Consider the following 19655-nt stretch of genomic DNA (forward strand, 5'->3'; position numbering starts at 1 on the left):
TGATGTACACCGTCCAGGTCGAGGGCTTCATCCTCGGCACCTACCGCTCGTTGGGCGAGACGATCCGCCTGACGGAGGCGCAGGCGAAGACGTTCCTGCGCGAGGGCCGAATCGAGCCGCATGAGGCCGTCACGAAGGCCGCTGGCAAGACGGCTGGCAAGGCGGCGGCCAAGGCCGGCTGATGCACCGGAGCACCGGCCAGCCGCTCGATGGATGGGCGGCTGTCGAGCAGAGCCTCGGCGTCATCCTGACGACGCCGATCGGCTCGCGGGTGATGCGGCGCGAGTTCGGGTCGGAGCTCATGGACCTGATCGGACGGCCGATGACATCCGAGGTGGTGCTCGCGCTCTATGCCGCCACGGCCTACGCCGTGGAGCGGTGGGAGACGCGGTTCCGGCTGACCGGCGTCGAGATGTCGACACCCGCGGCCGACGGATCCATCACCCTCGCCCTGCGCGGCGAGTACGACGGACAGGTGCGGGACGCCGCCGTGAGCCTCGGGTTGGCGGCATGAGCCGGTTCACGCGGATCGACCTGTCAGAGCTGCCGGCTCCGGACGTCGTCGAGCCCCTCGATTTCGAGGCGATGCTCGCCGCGATGAAGGCTGCGCTGCTGGCGCGGTATCCGGCGGTCGACCTGGAAAGCGAGCCGCTGGTCGCGCTCCTCGAGGTGGTCGCCTACTCTCGCATGCTGGATCGGGCGCGGGTGAACGATGCGGCGAAGGCGGTGCTGCTCGCGAAGGCGAGCGGCACCGATCTGGACAACATCGGTGCCTTCTACGGCGCCGGCCGCCTGATCGCGATCCCGGGGGACCCCGACGCGATCCCGCCGACCGTCGATGTCTACGAGGGGGACGTAGCCTATCGCGGCCGGCTTCAACTCGCCATCGAGGCGCAGAGCACTGCCGGGCCAAAGGGGGCCTATCTCTACTGGGCGCTGGCGGCGGATGGGCAGGTGCTCGACGCGTCGGTGTCCAGCCCGAGCCCCGGGACCGTGCGGGTTGTGGTGCTGGCTCAGGATGGCGTTCCGGGCACGCCCCTGCTCGACAAGGTCCGGGGCGCGCTGAATGCCGAGGATGTGCGGCCGCTCTGTGACACGGTTACGGTCGTCGCGGCGACGGTGGTCGAGTATGCGGTCGCCGCGCAGCTGACTTACTACGCCGGCCCTGACAAGGCCCTGGTGGCGGCCGCCGCCCGGGCGGCCGTGGAGGCCTACGCCGCAGCGCACTTCCGGCTCGGTCACGACATCACGCGATCCGGCCTCTTCGCCGCGCTGCACCAGGTCGGGGTCCAGAACGTGACGCTGTCGGCGCCCGCCGCGAATGTGGTGCTCACCGATAGTCAGGCGCCCAGGTTGACGACGATCACGCTCACAGACGGCGGGATCAATGTCTGACAGCCTGCTGCCGCCGAACGCGACGGCCTTCGAGGTCGCCGTCGAGCAGGCAATGGCGACGCCGGCGCTCCCGGTGCCGAACGCGACGCTCTGGAACCCGGATACCTGCCCTGAACCCCTGTTGCCGTGGCTGGCGCACGCCTTGTCGGTCGATCTCTGGAACCCGGACTGGCCGGTGGAGTGGAAGCGCCGCGCGATCCGGGAGTCGGTGCTGGTGCACCGGAAAAAGGGAACCGTCGCTTCGATCCGACGTGCCCTGGCGGCGCTCGGCCTGACCAACGTCAGGATCTACGAGCGGTACGGGACGCCCTACGACGGGTCGCGGACCCACAACGGCGCGATCATCCATGAGGGTGCCGATCACTGGGCCGAGTACCGGGTCTTCATCGACAGCCCCATGACGCTGGCCCGGGGCATCGAGGTCCGCGAGGTCCTCGCCGCCACGGCGCCGGTGCGCTGTCACCTGGTGGGGCTTTTCTTCACCGAGGCCGCCAACGCCCACAACAGGGCGATCCTCTACGACGGCACGTTCGCACATGGAGTGGCCTAGTGGCTGACCTGACGGAAACCCCCGCCTTCCCCGAGGGCATCTACCAGATCGAGCAGACCGATCCGGTACTGGGAGGCCCGCCCAATCTCGGGGCGGGCCTCGGCATCACCAACGTGCCGCTGCAGCAGCTCGCGAACCGAACGCGCTTCCTCAAGAATGCAGTCGCCCCTGCGGCGCTCCTCACTGCACTGAAGACGGTGGACGGGTCCGGGGCCGGTCTCGACGCCGACCTGCTCGACGGCAAGCACGCCTCCGAGTTCCTCGAGGTCGCCGCCTTCGGTGCCGCCACGCAATCCCTGTCGAGCAACGGCTACAAGAAATTCCCGGGCGGCCTGATCCTGCAATGGGGCGGCGCCGGCAGCGACGCGGGGGCGGGGGGCGTTCAGGAGCGGCTGTTCCCAATTCCCTTCCCGACCTCGTGCCTCCGGGTCATCGCCTCCGACGGTGCCGTGTCGGACACAGGCTCGGTCGCGCACATCGTATCCGTTCGCGAGTTCACCGCGTCGGGCTTCCGCTACCTCGTGACCAACCTCAACGGCAACCTGGCCACGAGCGTCATCCACTGGATCGCGATCGGGACCTGACCCCCTCGCATGCCGTGACCTGATCGCAGCACGGGCCGCTGCGACCTCCCCTCTTTGTCCCTTCTCTCTCAGATGGAGCTAGGCTGAAATGGTGGCATTCAACAAATTCAACAGCTTCGTCGAAGCTGTTGCCGAAAAGGTGCACAACCTCGGCTCGGATGTGCTCAAGGTTGCGCTGACGAACGCCGCGCCGACCGCCGCGGTCACCCAGCTTTCGGGGATCACCCAGATCGCCAACGGCAACGGCTACACGACGGGTGGAAACGTCGCGACGATCAGTTCGTCGGCGCAGACGTCGGGCACCTACAAGTTGGTGCTGGCCGATGTGGTGTTCACCGCCACCGGCGCGATGGGTCCGTTCCGCTATGCCGTCCTCTACAACGACACCGCCGCGAACGACGAGGTGATCGGCTGGTACGACTACGGCTCGAGCATCACTCTCGCGTCGGGTGAGACTTTCACGGTCGATTTCGACGCCACGACCGGCGTCCTGACGCTGGCCTGACGCGTAGCGTCGCCGTCGCCCGCAAAATCAACCGGGGAGAGTGTGAATGCCGCGAACGAGCGAAGACGCGTTCAACATGTCAGCAAGAACCGCGGCGGCGCCATCTATCATCCGCGGGTCGGTAGACCTCTCCACCTATCCCGGCGTCGCCGCCGGCGCGCTTGCCGACAATGCGGCCCGTACGGCCAATGGCGTTGCGCTGCAGGCGGCGCTGGATTGGGCGAACACGAACGGGAAATATTCCGAACTCCCTCCGGGCCGCTACGACTATATTGCCACGCGCGTGCAAGACAGCGTGCCGGTCGGACTGCAGGTCGGCAAGGACATCCCCGGATTTGTCGGCGGGGGGACGAAGCTCACCAAGCTGGTACAGTTCGCGCCCACCTCTCACGCACTCACGATCAGCGACGCCGGGCCGAACGACAGCGACGGAGCGACACGTGCTCTCTACGGCGGCTTTTCCACGGGCTATGGTGTCACACCCGGCGCCGGCTCCGTGGGGCTTCTGCTCGGGCGCATTGCGTCGAGCCGTCTCTTCGACCTCGGCGTCGATCGGTATATTTCGGGCGGTGACTACAAGCCCGAGGTCGGCATCAAGGTCAGCCCGGCGCCCGGAAAGACCTGGTTTTACAGCAATGCTGTTGGCGGCCCGGTCGATGTAAATGGTGCCACCGCGAACCTGTTGCTTTATCAGGCAACGGGGACCGGCTCGAACTGGGACTCTCTCTATCTGGGTGGTGGTCAGGCCGGCAACCGGCTGGCGCTCACCGGGCCGGCGATTTCCATCCCCCAGTGCTACAACCGAGAATTCGGCAAGATCCTGCAGCTCAACATCGAATGGGTGTCGCCTCCGGCCGGTCGCCTGATCGCCAACACGGCCAAACTTCTCGTCTGCGCCATGCATGTCGAGGGCGCTCGCATGAACGACTGGGGCGGCGATTTCATCAATAACGACAGCGGCTTCATTCAGATCGAATGCGCTACCTTTCTCAACACCTGGATCGTAGCTGAGAACGCCAGCGGCACGCCGGCCATCTTCAAGCAGTACGGCAACGCCGTCATGGACGTCGACTTCCTGGACATGACCTGGGACGGCGGCGTCGAGCAGGTCGCGTCCATGCCATTCAACATCTACGGCGAGGACACCGCCTTGGTCGGGCGGAGCCCGTCATTCAACATCGGCCGGCGCATGAGCCTGAGCGGCGCCGGCCTGACCGGTGCCGTCAGCCTGGACCCGACCCATACCGGCGCCGCACCGGGCGCGGCTGGGCATATCGGGTCGCTCGGCAGCTATATCTACCATCCGGGCCGCTCGCGCACTGAGGGCGCGATCATCACGATGGCGACCGCCAACATGACCGTCTACGGCCAGCACCGAAATGCGCTGGTCAAGCAGGTCGGCGCGCTCGGATCCAACATCACGCTCACCCTGAGCGATCGGATGGCTCCGAGCGGCGCTGGATCGGCGTCGATCCGGCCCGGGTTCGACGTCACCCGGGTCAAACGTGAAGGCGCGGGCGCTGGCAATCTGATCGTCGTCAATCAAAGCGGCACCACGCTCGCCACCTTCACCGGCGCCAGCTCGGCCGGCACCGAGCTGGGGTTCGAGTGGTCGGCCGGCGCTTGGTCGGCACTCTGAGGCTGGGCTGATGGCTACGCAGCTCACCGATGCCGCGGGCGTCGAAATCACCGATGCCTCGGGTACTCCTATCGAAGTGAGTGGTGCGAGCATGGCGATCAGCTGGGTGGGCAGCAGCAACACGACCTATGCCAGCCGGACCAACACGACAATTTCGGCGCCGGCGGGCATTGCGAACGACGATGCGCTGATCCTCTCGCTATTCACCCTGGGGGCCGGGGGGGCCGAGGCCCCCGACCCTACCGCTGTTCCAGCTGGCTTCACCGAGATCGGCTCCGTCATCGATGTGCTGGATCCGAGCACGTACAACGGCGAGCTGCGCACCTACATCAAGCGCGCGGCAAACGAGAGCGGCGACTACACCGTCACCCACGCTACCTGCTCGTCCCAGGCATCGATTTCCGTTCTTCGTGGCGTCGACTGGACCACCCCGCAGGACGCCACCTCGACCGCGAACAGCGGCACCGGCGCGACCCGCACCTGGTCCGGCCTGACGACCGTAACGCCGGGAGCCATGCTCCTGGCAATCGGCTTCGACTGGGCGGACACCGCCAACAACTTGTCGCCTCCGTCCGGAATGACGGAGCGGCTGGATACCACGCTCCTCTACATCGCGACCGAGACGGTCGCGGCGGCCGGGGCGACCGGCAATCGCGCGAACACGACGAACTCGGCGACCGGCGATCCATGGGGCGCTCGCCTCATCGCGTTACGGCCGGCCGCTGCTACCGGCACCAGCATGACGGCCGCCGTGGGCGCGCTCGCCCTCGCAGGCCAAGCGGCGGAGCTGCGCACCTATCCCTACCGACTGGCGGGCAGCGCCGCCGTCTACGCGCTGACAGGGCAGCCAGCGACACTTCGCAAGGCGACGATCCGTTACGTCAGCAAGACGGGCAACGACACGAGCGGTGCCGGCACGAGCGCGAGTCCGTGGCTGACCATCGGCAAGGCGCTGTCAAGCCGGAGTGCCGGCGACCCCGTCATCGTCGGCGACGGCACCTATGCAGAGGCGCTCACAGTCACCAGCGACCTCTACCTCTGGGCCCAGAACCCCGGGATGGCGCTCATCCGCGCGACCTCTGGCAACGCCATCACGGGCGCGGGGGTCTCCTACGTCGAGATCGACGGGTTCGACATCAACACCACCGCCGCCGGATGCCACGGGCTCGAGATCAAGCAGTCGCACCACATCACGATCAGGCGGTGCCACAGCCACGACAACGCCAACAGCGGCTTCAGCCTCCCGTGGGGCGAATTCTATTTGGTCGAAAACTGCATCGCCAACGGCAACGGCCGCGGCGGCTGGTACTCCGGGATCACAATCTACCAGGCGCGGAACATCACGGGTGACACCACCACGCCAGGCCCGCGGAACATCGTCCGGAACTGCATCGTCTACGACAACTGGACGACCGGCGGATCGACCGACGGCAACGGCATCCTCATGGATGACTGGAACCACACCCAGCACGATCCGGGCATCCCTGACATCGCCATCTGGGCAGACATCCGCTACCCCTTTGGCGGGCTGGTCGAGAACTGCCTTGCCTACGGCAACGGCAACAAGGGCATCGGCCTCGCCTGGGTCGAGAACGTCACCGTCCGCAACAGCACCTGCTGGCGCAACAATATCGACGGCTCGCAGGGCACGTGGCGCGGTGACCTCTCCAACCAGAGCGGCAAGAACTGCAATTTCGTCAATAATATTGCTGTCTGTGACAGCTCTATCGCCGGAACGGGTGCCAATAACACCGCCATCGGCAACTATGGATCGTCCACATCTGACGGATTTACATGCGCTGGCACGACTTGGTTTAATAATATCGCCTACGACATCAATAATCCGTCCAGCACAAGCTGCAACATTAATGGCGGAGCCGCTGTAACACCGACTGCGGGAAACGGCAACAAACTAGCCGTCAACCCCTTGTTTTTCAACGCATCGAGCGGAACGCGCTCCGTCAACCTGGGCGGTCTGGTGCGAACGGTGAAGGATCTGCGGTTGCAGCCCGCCTCCCCCGCGGTCGACGCGGGAACGAGCGCCTATGGCTTTGCCGCCAACGACATGGACGATGTCGCGCGGACGGCGGGTACCATCAATCTGGGCGCGCTCGAGACCGTCGCCACATCTGGGTACGCGATGACGGCGGCGGCGGCGAGCAGTGTGCTGGCCGGGCAGGCGGCGGCGCTGGTGGCGCGCCGGTCGGTCGCGGCAAACACGGCCTCGTTCGTGCTTGCGGGTCAGTCTGCGGCCCTGCTCGACGGCCTGCGCCTGGTCGCGGACGCGGGGTCCCACGCGCTTTCCGGGCCAGCGGTCGCGCTGTCGACCGGCCGCAGGTTGGTGGCTGACGCTGCAGCCTTTTCGATGGCGGGCCAGCCGGCCGCCCTGCTCGGCGGCCGGCGCCTCGTTGCGGACGCGGCGACGCCCGCGCTCGAAGGGCAGGCCGTCGCACTGACGACCGGCCGCGGGCTGGTGGCTGACGCTGCGTCTGTCGCCTTGGCGGGGCCGCCGGCTGCCTTGTTCAGCACTCGGCGCCTTGCAGCGGACCCCTCGGCGCAGGCTGTTGCCGGACAGGCCGTCAATTTGTCGACCGGCCGCGGAATGGTGGTCGACCCCGCGTCCTTCGCCATGGCCGGATCAGCGGCGCAGTTTCTCCGCACCGTCGGCTACGCCATGCCGGCCAATCCTGCGGCCTGCGCCCTGACCGGGCAGTCCGTATCCCTCCGCAAAGAGGCCCGCAGGGGCGCAACCACGAGGAGAAACAGCATGTCCCTTGAGCCGTTCCACGGCGCCCGGGTATTCCAGTCGGCTTCCGACCCCGTCTTCGTCAGCTTCGTCAGCACGTCGACGATCGGTCTGCTTGTTGCGGTCGATCCGGACGACCTGCCGGATGGCGTCGCCCTGAACACGCCGATCCTGATCCAGAGCGCCACCGATGCCGCCGACCTGCCGGCTTCGGCGCGCGAGGAGATCGACAGCATCTTCGATCAGGTCGTCACCAACGTCGTGCTGGTGATGATCGACGAGGGGGCGACAGCCGCCGACGTGACCGCAGCCGCCGTCGGCAACGCGACGACGCTGACCGGCGTCCATGCCTGGCTCAAGGCCGCCTCGCTCGGCCTGCCGAAGCCCAAGCTGCTGGCCGCGCCCGACCTGACTCGGGCCGGGGCGCCGGATGGGATCGCGTCCGTAGCGGTCACCACTCCGGGCACCGGCTACGACGACACGACGACGGTGACGGTGGCCGGCAATACCGGGCAGAGCGCGGTGCTCAAGCCCGTGATCGGCGCGGGTGGGGCCATCACCGCAATCGTGGTCGAGAAGCCCGGCTTCGGCTACACCGGCACGCTCGTCGTCACGATCTCCGGCCCCGGTGCCGGCGGCGCGGCGACCGCGGCCAAGGGCGCGGTCCTGAACCCGGTCATTGCCGAGGCGATCGGCGTCACCGAGAAGTTGCGCGCGCAGTTCTACGCGGATGGGCCGGACGGAACGGACCAACAGGCAGTGCTGGCGCGCCGGATGATCGGTGACAAGCGGGTGTGCTATTCGGACCCGCGGGTGCTCAAGTCGATCGGCGGAGTGCCGGTGCCCAAGTCGAGCTCGACCGTGTTCGCGGCGCTGCAGGCCAAGCAGGACCGGCAGCGCAATATCGCATGGCCGGCGTCGAACATCCTCATCAACGGCATCCAGGGGGTGAACCGGCCTATCGACGACGGCCTGCAGGCGACCTACCTCAACGAGAACGGTGTCAACACGATCATCAATCGCGGCGACGGGTTCCGGGCCTGGGGTCCGTTGACGTGTGCCGTCGGGTCGGTCTGGCGCTTCGTGAACGTGGTACGGGTCGCCGACATGGTGAACGAGAGCATCGAGGCCGCCTTCGTGCAGTTCAACGACCGGCCCCAGAGCCGGATGAACCTCGACCTGATGGTGATGGCGGGTCGCGCCGCGCTGCGGACCCTCGAAGACGAAGGCGTGCTGCTGCCGGGGTCCGACTTCGGCCTCGCCTCGAACCAGAGCGCGGCGGAGGGCGTCCAGGGCATCGTGAAGTTCGCGATGAAGTACGAGCCGCCCGCGCCCATCTACGACATCCGCATCGTCGCCTACCGCAACGTCACCGTCGCCTACGAGCTGCTCTACGACAGCGTGAGCGGCCGGATCGACGTCGGCGACCTTCTCTGATCGGAGACTTTGAACATGGCAAGGCTGCCTTCCTTCATCCTCAAGGACGTCTCGCTGGCCGTCGGCGACGTCGGCAACCGCATCGGGCAGGTGAGCGAGATCACCATCCCGGTCATGGCCAAGACGACGGAGGAGTTCCAGAACGCCGGCATGATCAAGCCGCGGGAGATCGCGATGGGGCTGGAGGCGACGGCCTGCCAGTTCCAGGAGACGGCGTTCGACCCGGCGATGCTGGCCCTCTTCGGCGTCGGTCAGCGCGGCGCGCACGACATCATCGCCTACGGCTACCTCGAGAGCGAGGACGGGCGCGAGCATGCTGCGCGGTTCGAGATGACGTGCATGATCAAGAGCGCCGACGCGGGTGCCTGGTCGCCGGCCTCGAAGTCGAGCACGACCTATGAGGTGGCCGTCCACACCGGCGTGCTCTTCATCGACGACGAGGAGGTCTATGCCTTCGACGACTTCGGCTATCGAGTGGCTGGCGTCGAGCAGCATCCCGGGCGGCGCGCCGCCTTGAGGCTCGGCTGATGGGTTCCGCCGAGACGCCGACAACCGCCGTGGTGCCGCTTGGTGAGCCCGTTACGGTCGCCGGGCAGACCTACGACACCCTCACGCTGCACCGCTGCCGGACCCGGCACCTGCTCGCGATGGACCTGGTCAAGGGCGAGACGCGCAAGGCCGCGGCGCTCTTCGCGAGCATGGCCGGCGTGCCTTTGCCCGTGATCGAGGAACTGGCCGTCGACGACTTCGCGCGCGTCGGGGAGGCGGCGGCTCCGCTCATGGGAAACTCGGGATGGAAGGCGCTCGCGGACGCGCAGCGCCAGGCGGCGGCGGAAGCTTCGCCCTGATGGTGGCGGCGCTCGGCCGGTATCTCCACCAGCCGATCGACCACGTGCTGGAATGGCCGATCGAGCAGTTCTTCCTGATGCATGGGCAGATCGAGGCTCTCCTCGAGGGGGAGCGGCCGAAGGAGTAGACTACTCCGGCTGGATCAGGCGGGGGTCAGCCGCAGTTTTCGGGCAGCCATCGCTCGATATCATTAGCGTGAACGCGATCGGGTCGGACATTAACAACGGGGCCAGGTCGTTCTCGGCAGACTTCTGCGACATCGGTACCGTCATTCCGTGTTCAGTGGCGAGCGCAATGGCCCGGTTCGATATGGCGGCAGCGATTTGGTCGCACTTCGGGTCGGGCTTCGCCGTCTTCACCTGCTCGTCCTTTACACATTGCAACTCGTGCCTTTCGCCGAAGTCGGCGATGGCACGCCCGCGATATGGCTCGTTCTCGAAAGCGGGTGTGTCGTAAGCGTCCGTCACCGCTCGCTCCCAATATCGAGAGGTATGGTTCGGCCATACCGTCTCCACCATGGCGAGGACCTCCAGTACGGGCTTCCTGTCCTGCCGGTAGCCCATGATTTCCTCGGCATTCGCTCGGACCCGTGAGCATTGCTGTGCCAGACTTTCTAAGCCCTTAGCAGGCTCCAGAGCGTAGCAGGCGGTAGAGCCAAAGATGGCAGCAACTAACGCCGCCAGAGTGGCCTGTGACATCATGAACCCCCTAGCTTCTAAGTTTTCAGGAGTACCTGAAATAGCATGGCAGTCCTTTCCTCCAAACTGATCCTTGAGCTCGTCGATCGTGTGACCGAGCCTGCCCGCCGGGTCAGCGAGACGGTCAAGAGCCTCAACGGCCGGATCGAGGCGAACAACCAGCGGATCGCGGAGGTGCGCGGGCAGGCGCTCAATGCGGCCGCGGGGATCGCCGCTCTTGGCGCAGCTCTGTGGAAGCCGATCAGCGGCGCCATCGCGTTCGAGAGCGCGATGGCGGACGTGTCCAAGGTGGTGGACTTCAAGGACGCTGCGGCCTTCCAGACGTTTCAGCAGGCGATCCGCGACCTGTCGGAAATCCCAGGCATGCCGGCGGCGAACGACCTTGCGGCCATCGCTGCGGCGGCTGGTCAGGCGGGTATCGCCGGCGACGACCTGACGCGGTTTACCGAGGTTGCGGCCAAGGTCGGGACGGCATTCGATATCGGCGCCGACGAGGCGGGCGATGCGCTCGCGAAGCTGATGACCGGCCTCGGCCTGACGATCCCGGAGGTGACCAACCTCTCCGACGCGATGAACCACCTGTCGAACGCGCAAGCGTCGAGCGCGGCGGAGATCCTCGACGTGGTGAGGCGGGTCGGGGCGCAGGCCAAGCAGTACGGGTTCACCGCGGAACAGGTGTCGGCGTTCGCGTCAGCGATGATAGCTTCGGGCGCGGAAAGCGAGGTCGCGGCCACGAGCTTCCGGAACATGGGTATGGCGCTCACCCGTGGCGCCTCGGCGACGAAAAGGCAAAGCGCCGCCCTGAAGGATCTCGGTCTCGACGCCGTCGATGTCGCCAAGCGCATGCAGAAGGATGCCGTCGGCACGACAGTCGACGTGCTCGAAAGGATCTCCAAGCTTCCGAAGGAAGTCCAGGCGGCGGTCTCGTCGGACCTGTTCGGCAACGAGGCGCGCGCACTTGGGCCGCTCCTGACCAACCTCGACTTGGTCCGCGACAGCATTGGCCTCGTCTCCGACCAAAGCCAATACGCGGGCTCGGCGTTCAGCGAGTTCGAGCGCCGGGCAGCCACCTTCGGCGAGAAATTAAAGGCCTTCAGCCATTCGCTGGAGAACCTCGGCACTGTCGTCGGCACCACCCTCTTCCCGGTCCTGACGGACCTGATGAACCGGCTCGCCCCGATCATCGCCGCTGTCGGCGACTGGACCGCGGCGAACCCGCGCCTTGTCTCGGGCATCATCGCCACGACCGGTGCGCTGCTCGGCTTCAAGCTGGCGCTCGCTGGCCTGCGGCTGGTCGGGCTGATGTCGATGGGCGGCTACCTCAAGTCGGTCTCGTTTGGTTTCGGGACCATCGGCGCGCAGGCGTCGCGGATCGGCGGCGCGGCTCGGGAGAGCATGCGGCTGAACGCGGCGCTCGCCGGAATGCAGGGCGTGCAGGTGGGGAAGCTCGGCCAGATCGGCGCCGCACTGCGGGGCATCAGCTTTGCTGTGGTCGGCATCTCGGCCGGAGCCTTCGGGATGATCGCAGGCGGGGTCGCGGCGGTCGCGGCGGCGGGCTATCTGCTCTGGAAACACTGGGACCGGGTGAAGGCGATCGCCAGCGGCGTTGGCCGGGCTGTCGGCGAGGCGCTCCAGCCGGCGCTCGAGAAGCTGCGCCCGGTTCTCGAGCCGCTGGCGCCGGCCTTCCGCGCGATCGTCGCCGGACTCGATGCGCTCAGCGACGCGATGCACACGGCGGTCGGGTGGGTCAGCAACCTGTTCGGATCGCTGGGCGAGCGCGAGGTTCTGACGGCGGATCAGGAACAGGCTGCCGAGCAGCGCGCCTACGAGATCGCGCGGAAGATCATCGGCGCGCTCACGGGTCTGCGGGGGCAGCTCGTCGACCTGGGGACGGCCGCGATACAGGGCCTCTGGGATGGGATGACCGCGCGTTTCGCCGGCTTGCTGGAGTGGGTGCGCGGCCTCCCGGCGCGGATCAGGGAGGCGATGCCGAGGATCAGCCTGCCGTTCGGGCTCGGCGGCGGCGGTGGGGGCCCCGAGCAGTCGAAGGCCGCCGGCGGCTGGGTCAGCCCGGGCGGTGTCCGGGTGGGCGAGCGCGGCGAGGAACGCCTCTACGCCAGCCAGGCGGGCTTCATCGCGCATCACCGCGCCGTGCGGCAGATGGCGGCGATGGCGTCCCGCGTGTCGATCCCGCAGCCGCGGGCGCTGGCGGTGGCTGCGGGCGGCCCGCGCGGCGGCGGCCCGGTCAACGTGTCGTTCGGCGACATCGTGATCCAGGGCGGTGCGGGCGCCAGCGCTGACGAGTTGCGCAGCGCGTTCGGCCGCGAGGCCACGGCCGCGCTGCGCAGTGCTTTCGCGGACACCTTCTGATGGCTCGGTCGATCATGGCGCTCGGGCCGTTCCAGTTTCAGGCGCTTGGGTTCGGCTTCACGCGGCGGGCGCGGTCGACCCGCAACGAGTGGGCGCAGATCCCCGTGGCCGGCGGGCAGACGGTGTCGCAATGGACCGGCGGCGACGGATCGACAGAGACGATCAGCGGGGTGCTGTTCTCGGAGTTCGGGGGCATGTCTTCCCTCGAAGGCATCCGGATCGCCTCGGCGGCAGGCACGCCCCTGCCGCTGGTCGACCTCTCCAACGGGCTCGCCAACGTGTTCGGGATGCACATCGTCGAAGTCGTCGAAGAGGACCGGGATGCCTTCGGGGTAGATGGTGCGGCACTCCGCAACGCCTATTCCCTCAGCCTGCGCAGCTATCGCGGCGGGCTGGAGGGGTTTGCACCGCTGTCCGTGCTGTCGCTGTTCCGATGACCACGACGACGACATTGCAGACCGCCGAAGCGCTCGATGCCGTGTGCCGCCGCGTCTACGGCGACGAGAGCGGCTACGTCGAGGCCGTGCTCGATGCCAACCCGGGCCTTACCGGGAGGATCCTGCCCGCAGGTACCGTCATCGTCCTGCCCGATCTGGCTCCGCCGGCCGCCGCCGGCCCGCCGGTCGTAACGCTCTGGACCTGAGATGCATCCTACCTGCGAGATCACGATCGATGGCGCGCCAGCGTCGTCGATCTTCGCTACGCGCGTCATGAGCTGCGAGGTGATCGACAAGGAGGGGCTGGCCTCCGACACCGTGTCGATCGAGCTCCTCGACAGTCCGCCGGCGGCGATCCCGCGCAGGGGCGCCATCATCGGCGTGCGCATGGGCTACGTCGGCCGCATGGCGTTCATGGGCGAGTTCGAGGCCGAAGAGATCGAGGTTCGCGCCTTGCCCTACACGATGCGGATCGTCGGCAAAGCGGCCGGAATGCGCAGCGATGGCAAATCGACCCGCGAACGGCATTGGGACAACAAGTCCGTCGCGGCCATCGTGGCGCAGATCGCCGGCGAGCATAAGCTCAAGGCCGCGGTGGACCAGCGCGTCGGGGCGCGCGTCTATCCGTGGATCGGACAGACGGGCGAAAGCGACTGGGCATTCCTCGACCGGCTGGCGGGGCGGCTCAACGCGATCTTCGCCGTCAAGGGCGGGTCGCTGATCTTTGCCGCCCGCGGCTCCGGCGAGGCGCCCTCTGGCGCGGCGCTGACCCCCGTCATGGTTACACCGCAGATCCTCAAGCCCGACAGCATGAGCGTGCGCTTTGCCGACCGGGCGCGGTTCAAGGACGTGATCGCCGTTTGGATGGACCGCGACGCCGGTCGGAAGAAGGAGGTCAGGGTCACCTCCGACGCCGCCGGAGAGGGCGAGTATCGGATCGGCGAGCCGTTCGCCGACGAGGATGAGGCGCGCCTGGCGGCCGAGGCGAAGGCCAGAGAGCTGCTGCGGCGGCAGTGCGGCTTCGACTGCGAAATCGTCGGAGACCCGGCGGCCAGAGGTGGCGCGCCGCTGCGGTTCGTGGGGTGCCGACCGGGCATCGACGAGCTCGAGTTCATCATCGACACGGCGCGGCACTCGTTCTCGAAGGCCGGCTACACCACGACGCTCTCCGGCCAGCAGAAGGGTTAGCCATGGCCTATACCTTCGGCCGGCTGATCGCGGCCGGCCCGCTTCCGCTTCGGGGGCCACACAACGTCGTACCGCCGTCCATCGTTTCGGCCTTCGTCGGGGTGCCGGTCGTCTACGACGGCGGGGAATGGACCGGCTTCGGGCCGGTGACCATCACGGCGCGCGTGTTCAGCGCAGGCGTCGCGCTGCCCGACGAGGGTGGCATGGCGATCCCGGGCGAGGAGCATGCGACGGTCTACCTGGTGGTGACCGCCACCGACGATACCGGCATAGCGGTCCAGCTCACATCGGAGCCCGCCGAGGTCCGCCCACCGGCGGTGTTCCCGGTCATCGTCGTACCGCCGCTGATCGTCAGCGCCCGGGCCGGGAGGCTTGCCGCCGCGACCTACGGTGCGGCCTCGGTCGGTCAGATCGAGGCGATCAGATGGCTGCTCGGCGACGACGTGATCTCGATCAACGCGGTGCCGTTGCTGTCGGATGAGGCGGCCGGCGCGATCCTCACACTCGAAGTCGTCTGGGAAAACATCGGCGCTCGCACGATCGCACACGCGGCGCCGAAGGTCGTCGACCTGCCGCTGTCGCTTGGGGTGCCGTCCATGGTGCTGGAGAGCGGGGAGCCCCTGCTCCTCGAGTCCGGCGAATACATCATTCTCGAGAGCGAGGCGTGAATGGCCGGGAAGAAGATTTCGGAGATCGTCGCCAATTCCAGCGACGAGGTCGACTACTCGCGCGAGGCCTACATGCATGCCGCGCAGGACAGCCGCGATGTTTGGGCGCGACTTTCGCAGGTGTTTGGTCTCGGCTACGACCCTGCCGCCCGGAAAATCTTCGGCGCGGGCGGCTGGTCGATCACACTCCCCTTCGCGCGATCGGCGAAACCGGAGCTGTCCGAGGTAGGGCTTCCCGGCCTGATCTCGGCAGTCGATCAGGCAAAGCTCGACGGTCGTCCCGAGCCGATGGCGGTCGATCAGGATGCCAATGCCCTGACGACCCGGGGCGCCAGCTACAGGCGGGACGGTGACAGCGGCGCGCCGACCAACGTGCCGTCGAGCGTCTACGGGATCCTGCGGGTCTTCGGCCGAGCCGCGGACAGGCTGGTGCAATACTATGACGAGGTCGGGACATCGGGTCCGGGCCGGCTGTGGCGCCGGACGCTCAATACAGATGACTTCTCGGCGTGGCGCTGGTTCCTGACGAACAGCGACGGGGCGGCGATCCGGGATGCTCTCGGGGCACTGACCGGGGAAAACCGGCTCGATGCCGCGGCGATCAAGAACCTCCAGTCGGTCATCGTCTCTCTGCTGGTCGGCATGGACGCGACGGGTCGAGGCAATTTCTTCGCCTCGATGTCCGCTGGATTGGTCGGCCCCGGCGAGGCCTGGGCCACGAAGCAGGACGGGACCGGCATCGAGGGCCTCGGCCTATCTCTCGACGATGTCGCCAGCCAGCAGGATATCCTCGCGGGCATCGATATCGACAAGGTGCTCACCGCTGCGGCGGTGGGTGGCTTCTACGTCCAGCGCAGCATCCCCTACGCCGCGACGATCACGATGAGCTTCGCCGGCGCCACCCCTGCCTGGGGCGCGGAGAACCTCGTCCCCGACGTGTCCGGCGCCGTCGTGCTGCAGGCCGCGGAGTTCCCCTCCTACATGGAAGGAAAGGAGTTCACCGTGCGTTTCCGACGCGCGAGTGGCGCCGGCAATCTCACGATCCAGAGCCTCTCGGGCGGTGCTGCAGTCGAGTACCGCGGAGGGCTCTCCGCCCTCGACATCCCCCCACTCGGCACCACGGCCGGCGACAGCATTGCGGTTCGCGGAAAGGTCATCTCGACGACAAGCTGGCGCGTGCTCGCGTTCGAATGGAAGCCCTGACGTGCCGGGCCCAAAGCATGCCGGGCTGATCGGGCCCGGTCCGCGGTTTGTGGACAGCCTCGTTACCGCGAGCGGTGTCCTCGATTTCACGGCCACCGGCGGCCAGGGCGGCAAGATGCTGCCGCAGGACTATGGGTTCTTCACTGCGTCGCGCACGCTGGGCGCGCCGCCCGCGATGCCGCAGGCGGCCGTCGACGCAGGATGGACGGAGATCATCGCGCCGTTCGCCTCCGCGTCGCCGTGCTGGCGCATCTACTGGGGCAAATTCCTCGCCCCGGGCGATACTGACCCGCTCCCGGCCGAAACCTCCGCCCGAAAGCGCCTCCGCTTCATCCGTGGCGCCCGTGTCAAGGCGGGCTCCCCGGTCATGCTGGTCTCCGCGACCGCCGTGACCGCAGGGCACATTCCTGCGGCAACGCCGGTCGTCCCGGTCAGGCGCGAGCTCGGCTTCCTCGACCTCTACTGCCGCGCCGCGCAGGCCAGTCTGGACGGCTATCTGCCCGCGGGATCGACCCGCCGCTACGTGGCGGCGAACAGCGTCAACAACGAGATCGGCGCCAGCAGTCGGGACGCGAGCGGCGTCCTCGGTGCGGGATGGGCGGCCTTCGACCCGACCTTCACCGCGGCGACCGTCTACGCCGCCCTCTCCCTCATCTTTGAGCCAAGGAACTCCTGACCATGGCAACCTACTATTGTGCCCCGGCCGGCAACGATACCACAGGTGACGGCTCGAACGGTTCGCCCTTCCGGACGATCGCGAAGGCAGCGAGCGCCAGCGACTGCACCGAAGTCGTCGCCAAGGCAGGCCGCTATGACGAGAAAGTCTCGGTCAAGAACAACATCAGGTATTGGGGCGCCCGGGACCTGAGCGGCGTTCCCCTGGCGATCGTCGGCAACGGCACGCGGTCCACCTGCTTCGAAGCCTTGGGCAAGCACGGCTTCGAAATCAACGGCTTCGAGTGCGATGGCGGTAACATCAACGTCAACCACAGCAACGCGAACAACCTCCCGGCTTCAGGATCATACGACTTCAAGATCTTGGATAACGTTGTTCACGACTGCAACGGGAACGGGATTTTTGTCGGGCACTCCGACAAGTATTGGGTCGAAGGCAATACCACTTACAGCTGCGCGCTGCGCGGCGGTTCGGACGGCAATTCCGGGGTCCAGGGTATTTCGTGCCTGATGGCGCACTTCATCTCGGCGGCAGGCACCGACCCGAGCGACGGCTTCCGCGTTCACGTGCGCTACAATCTCAGCTACTCGAACATTCCCATCCAGAGCGATGAGGGTGGGCCGACGTCGGACGCCTGCGGGATAATCATCGACAAATTCCACAAGTATACGGGTCGCCCTGACAGTAATCCGATGTTCCTGTATGACAACGGAACGCCGTGTCGGACCCTCGTCGAGGGCAACCTCTGTGTCAATAACGGTGGCCCGGGCATCCGGGTCATGGCGTCGACTGCCGTCACGAGCCAGAAGAACACCGCGCACTCCAACATGAAGGATGCCAGGAAGACTGGCACGTGGGGTTGCGAGATGCATGACACCGACTCCCGTGGCAATACTTGGCGATGGAATATCGCCGTGGCGACGGTAACGGTCTTGGAGACGCACGGCTTTCAGATCACCGCGCCAAAGGATACGACGGACTGGAGCGGCTACAACATCGACACCACGTTCGTCCACAACATCTTTACTGGCCCTAGTGGCCGGAATGCCCGAAAGACGAGCGGTCGCTCTCATCCTGCGCCGAGCGCGGCCGACAATAAGCTCGGCGTTGATCCCAAGTTCAGCGACTTGGCGCCGGCGGCATGGAAGGCCAAGGACTACTCGTTGTTGGCGGACAGCCCCGGCATCAACTACGGCGAGGGCGGCAATACGAATGTCGGCTACACCGCGGCCACGGCCGCGCCGAGCACGACCGACGTGGAGCCGCTCGTTGCCGCAGTCATGACGGTGGAGCAGCCGCGGAAGACCGGCTCAGCCTGGAGCTGCACCAGGCCGACTTTCACCGGGTCGCCGAGCTTCGGCACGCCCTACATCCAGCACTACTACGACGGCTGGAAGGCGGTGGCTGGCGCGACGTACACCGGCACGGGCCCCTACATTGGCACGGTGACCGCAGTGCCCGGCAAGGGCGGGTGGCGCATGGCCTTCCCGGTCAGCGGTCAGGGCCTGCCCGCGGGCAAGGAGTACTACTCGAACTGGATCGACGTGGAACCGGCGGACATCCTCGCGGCCCCCACCTGTTCAGTGCCCCCGGCAATCTCCGGCAGCCCCGTCGTCGGGATCGCCAGCACCGCGTCGGATGGCACATGGGCGGGCAACCCGGCGCCGACGCTCGATCCGACTACGCCGCGCCAGTGGTATCGTTGCCTTGCCGCGTCGCCGTTTACGGCCACGGCGATCGCCGGCGCCACCGGCACGGCCTACACGCCGGTGGCGGCGGACCAAGGCTACCGGCTCCGCTACGACGTCAAGATGACCAACTCGCAGGGCAGCCTCGTCTCGCAATCTGCGCTCTCGCCGGTGGTAGCCGCCGCGCAGCCGACGTTGACACTGGAGCAGGTGGTGGCGCGGCTTCTGGCGATCGAGAGCAGGACCGTCACCCTGGAGTCGAACCAGGCGTCGCGAGACACGAGGATCGGCGGCATCGAGGCGTCCTACAAGGCCGCCGACGCCGGCCTTACCACGCGCGTTGGCTACCTGGAGACATCCACTGCGGGCCACGGCGAGCGGATCGAGGCGGTCGAAGATCAGACGGAGAGTTTGACCTTCAGCACCAACGAGATCACGACCGCGATCACGAACCAGAACGAGGTCGTGAAAGACGTCGCCAACCGGGTGACCACGTTGCGGTCAAACGGTCGGCTGCGAGCCTTCCGGAAGGTCGAGGCCTAGAGGCGACTGTGCAGGAGCCTGAAATGTCCTCGTCACCTGACGCGCGAAGCCGGATCGAGTGGAACCTCAACACAATCCTGTCGGGGCTCGGTCTGCTCGTGATGGTCCTCGGCGGGGGCTATTTCATTAACGATCAGCAGCGCGACATCGGCGAACTCAAGGACTGGCGGGTTGATCTCGAAACCGAGCTGAAGGATCGCCGCGGCGAGGTTGAGGGCAAGTTCGGCGGGATCAACGCGCGGGACAACGCCCAAGACGAGCAACTACGTAAAACGGACGCCCTCGCCAACCAGAACGCCTATCGGGTCGCCGAGGTCGAGGCGCGTGGAGAGGCGCTAGACAGCCAGCTCAACGACCTCTCCCGGCAGCTCAACGACCAGTCCGGCGAGCTGAAGGTGATCCGGGAGATCCTCAACCGGATCGAGGCGGCGCAGCAGCGCGGTGAGAGCCAGCCACCGCAGCGGCAACGCTGATCTCCA

General features: G+C 67.0%; 21 protein-coding genes. 20 read left to right on the forward strand and 1 reads right to left on the reverse strand.

What is annotated here, in order from left to right; translation table 11 throughout:
* Positions 1–2: 2 nt before the first annotated feature.
* The 11 genes from QM699_RS07865 to QM699_RS07915 all read left to right on the forward strand — a co-directional run bounded on the left by QM699_RS07865 (position 3) and on the right by QM699_RS07915 (position 9832).
* A complete protein-coding gene (locus QM699_RS07865; protein WP_415010611.1) occupies positions 3–182 on the forward strand; it encodes a hypothetical protein in 180 nt (59 codons plus the stop codon).
* Entirely contained in the window at positions 182–514 is a 333-nt protein-coding gene (locus QM699_RS07870) for a GPW/gp25 family protein (protein ID WP_415010612.1), read from the forward strand. Before QM699_RS07865 ends, QM699_RS07870 begins: the two co-directional genes overlap by 1 nt.
* The gene (locus QM699_RS07875; RefSeq protein WP_415010613.1) at positions 511–1395 is read left to right on the forward strand and encodes a baseplate J/gp47 family protein; all 885 of its coding nucleotides are present in this window, start codon (positions 511–513) and stop codon (positions 1393–1395) included. Before QM699_RS07870 ends, QM699_RS07875 begins: the two co-directional genes overlap by 4 nt.
* On the forward strand, positions 1388–1945 hold the full coding sequence (locus QM699_RS07880; protein ID WP_415010614.1) for a phage tail protein I: 558 nt from the start codon (positions 1388–1390) through the stop codon (positions 1943–1945). Before QM699_RS07875 ends, QM699_RS07880 begins: the two co-directional genes overlap by 8 nt.
* Positions 1945–2529 carry a gp53-like domain-containing protein gene (locus QM699_RS07885; RefSeq protein ID WP_415010615.1) on the forward strand — a complete coding sequence of 195 codons (585 nt, stop codon included), beginning with the start codon at positions 1945–1947 and terminating at the stop codon, positions 2527–2529. The genes QM699_RS07880 and QM699_RS07885 overlap by 1 nt, the downstream gene beginning before the upstream one ends.
* An 88-nt stretch (positions 2530–2617) precedes the next feature.
* Complete coding sequence (locus QM699_RS07890) at positions 2618–3034, forward strand: hypothetical protein (protein WP_415010616.1); 417 nt, start codon at positions 2618–2620, stop codon at positions 3032–3034.
* Positions 3035–3080: 46 nt separating this feature from the next.
* Positions 3081–4673: a hypothetical protein gene (locus QM699_RS07895; protein ID WP_415010617.1), complete on the forward strand. Its 1593-nt coding sequence runs from the start codon at positions 3081–3083 to the stop codon at positions 4671–4673.
* A gap of 10 nt (positions 4674–4683) precedes the next feature.
* Positions 4684–8856, forward strand: coding sequence for a phage tail sheath subtilisin-like domain-containing protein (locus QM699_RS07900; RefSeq protein WP_415010618.1), 4173 nt, complete (start codon positions 4684–4686; stop codon positions 8854–8856).
* A gap of 15 nt (positions 8857–8871) precedes the next feature.
* Positions 8872–9384 (forward strand): phage major tail tube protein, encoded by a 513-nt coding sequence (locus QM699_RS07905; RefSeq protein WP_415010619.1) that lies wholly within the window; start codon positions 8872–8874, stop codon positions 9382–9384.
* Positions 9384–9704 (forward strand): phage tail assembly protein, encoded by a 321-nt coding sequence (locus QM699_RS07910; RefSeq protein ID WP_415010620.1) that lies wholly within the window; start codon positions 9384–9386, stop codon positions 9702–9704. Before QM699_RS07905 ends, QM699_RS07910 begins: the two co-directional genes overlap by 1 nt.
* Positions 9704–9832: a hypothetical protein gene (locus QM699_RS07915; protein ID WP_415010621.1), complete on the forward strand. Its 129-nt coding sequence runs from the start codon at positions 9704–9706 to the stop codon at positions 9830–9832. Before QM699_RS07910 ends, QM699_RS07915 begins: the two co-directional genes overlap by 1 nt.
* Position 9833: 1 nt before the next feature.
* On the opposite strand, the gene QM699_RS07920 is transcribed toward QM699_RS07915, so the two are convergent.
* Positions 9834–10403, reverse strand: a complete 570-nt coding sequence (locus tag QM699_RS07920; protein ID WP_415010622.1) for a hypothetical protein — start codon at positions 10401–10403, stop codon at positions 9834–9836.
* A gap of 174 nt (positions 10404–10577) precedes the next feature.
* Here QM699_RS07920 and QM699_RS07925 point away from each other — a divergent pair, with 174 nt between their 5' ends.
* The 9 genes from QM699_RS07925 (at position 10578) to QM699_RS07965 (ending at position 19649) form a co-directional block, all read left to right on the forward strand.
* Entirely contained in the window at positions 10578–12773 is a 2196-nt protein-coding gene (locus tag QM699_RS07925; protein ID WP_415010623.1) for a phage tail tape measure protein, read from the forward strand.
* Complete coding sequence (locus tag QM699_RS07930; protein ID WP_415010624.1) at positions 12773–13210, forward strand: phage tail protein; 438 nt, start codon at positions 12773–12775, stop codon at positions 13208–13210. The genes QM699_RS07925 and QM699_RS07930 overlap by 1 nt, the downstream gene beginning before the upstream one ends.
* Positions 13207–13416 (forward strand): tail protein X, encoded by a 210-nt coding sequence (locus QM699_RS07935; protein ID WP_415010625.1) that lies wholly within the window; start codon positions 13207–13209, stop codon positions 13414–13416. The genes QM699_RS07930 and QM699_RS07935 overlap by 4 nt, the downstream gene beginning before the upstream one ends.
* Positions 13417–13495: 79 nt before the next feature.
* A complete protein-coding gene (locus QM699_RS07940) occupies positions 13496–14398 on the forward strand; it encodes a phage late control D family protein (protein WP_415010626.1) in 903 nt (300 codons plus the stop codon).
* A 2-nt stretch (positions 14399–14400) separates the two neighbouring features.
* A complete protein-coding gene (locus QM699_RS07945) occupies positions 14401–15066 on the forward strand; it encodes a hypothetical protein (RefSeq protein WP_415010627.1) in 666 nt (221 codons plus the stop codon).
* Positions 15067–16269 carry a pyocin knob domain-containing protein gene (locus QM699_RS07950; RefSeq protein WP_415010628.1) on the forward strand — a complete coding sequence of 401 codons (1203 nt, stop codon included), beginning with the start codon at positions 15067–15069 and terminating at the stop codon, positions 16267–16269.
* Positions 16270–16318: 49 nt separating this feature from the next.
* The gene (locus QM699_RS07955; RefSeq protein WP_415010629.1) at positions 16319–16945 is read left to right on the forward strand and encodes a hypothetical protein; all 627 of its coding nucleotides are present in this window, start codon (positions 16319–16321) and stop codon (positions 16943–16945) included.
* A gap of 2 nt (positions 16946–16947) precedes the next feature.
* Complete coding sequence (locus QM699_RS07960; protein ID WP_415010630.1) at positions 16948–19176, forward strand: right-handed parallel beta-helix repeat-containing protein; 2229 nt, start codon at positions 16948–16950, stop codon at positions 19174–19176.
* 23 nt (positions 19177–19199) lie between these two features.
* Entirely contained in the window at positions 19200–19649 is a 450-nt protein-coding gene (locus QM699_RS07965) for a hypothetical protein (protein WP_415010631.1), read from the forward strand.
* Positions 19650–19655 lie beyond the last annotated feature (6 nt).

This window comes from Amaricoccus sp. (assembly GCF_047602525.1).
GTDB lineage: Bacteria > Pseudomonadota > Alphaproteobacteria > Rhodobacterales > Rhodobacteraceae > Amaricoccus.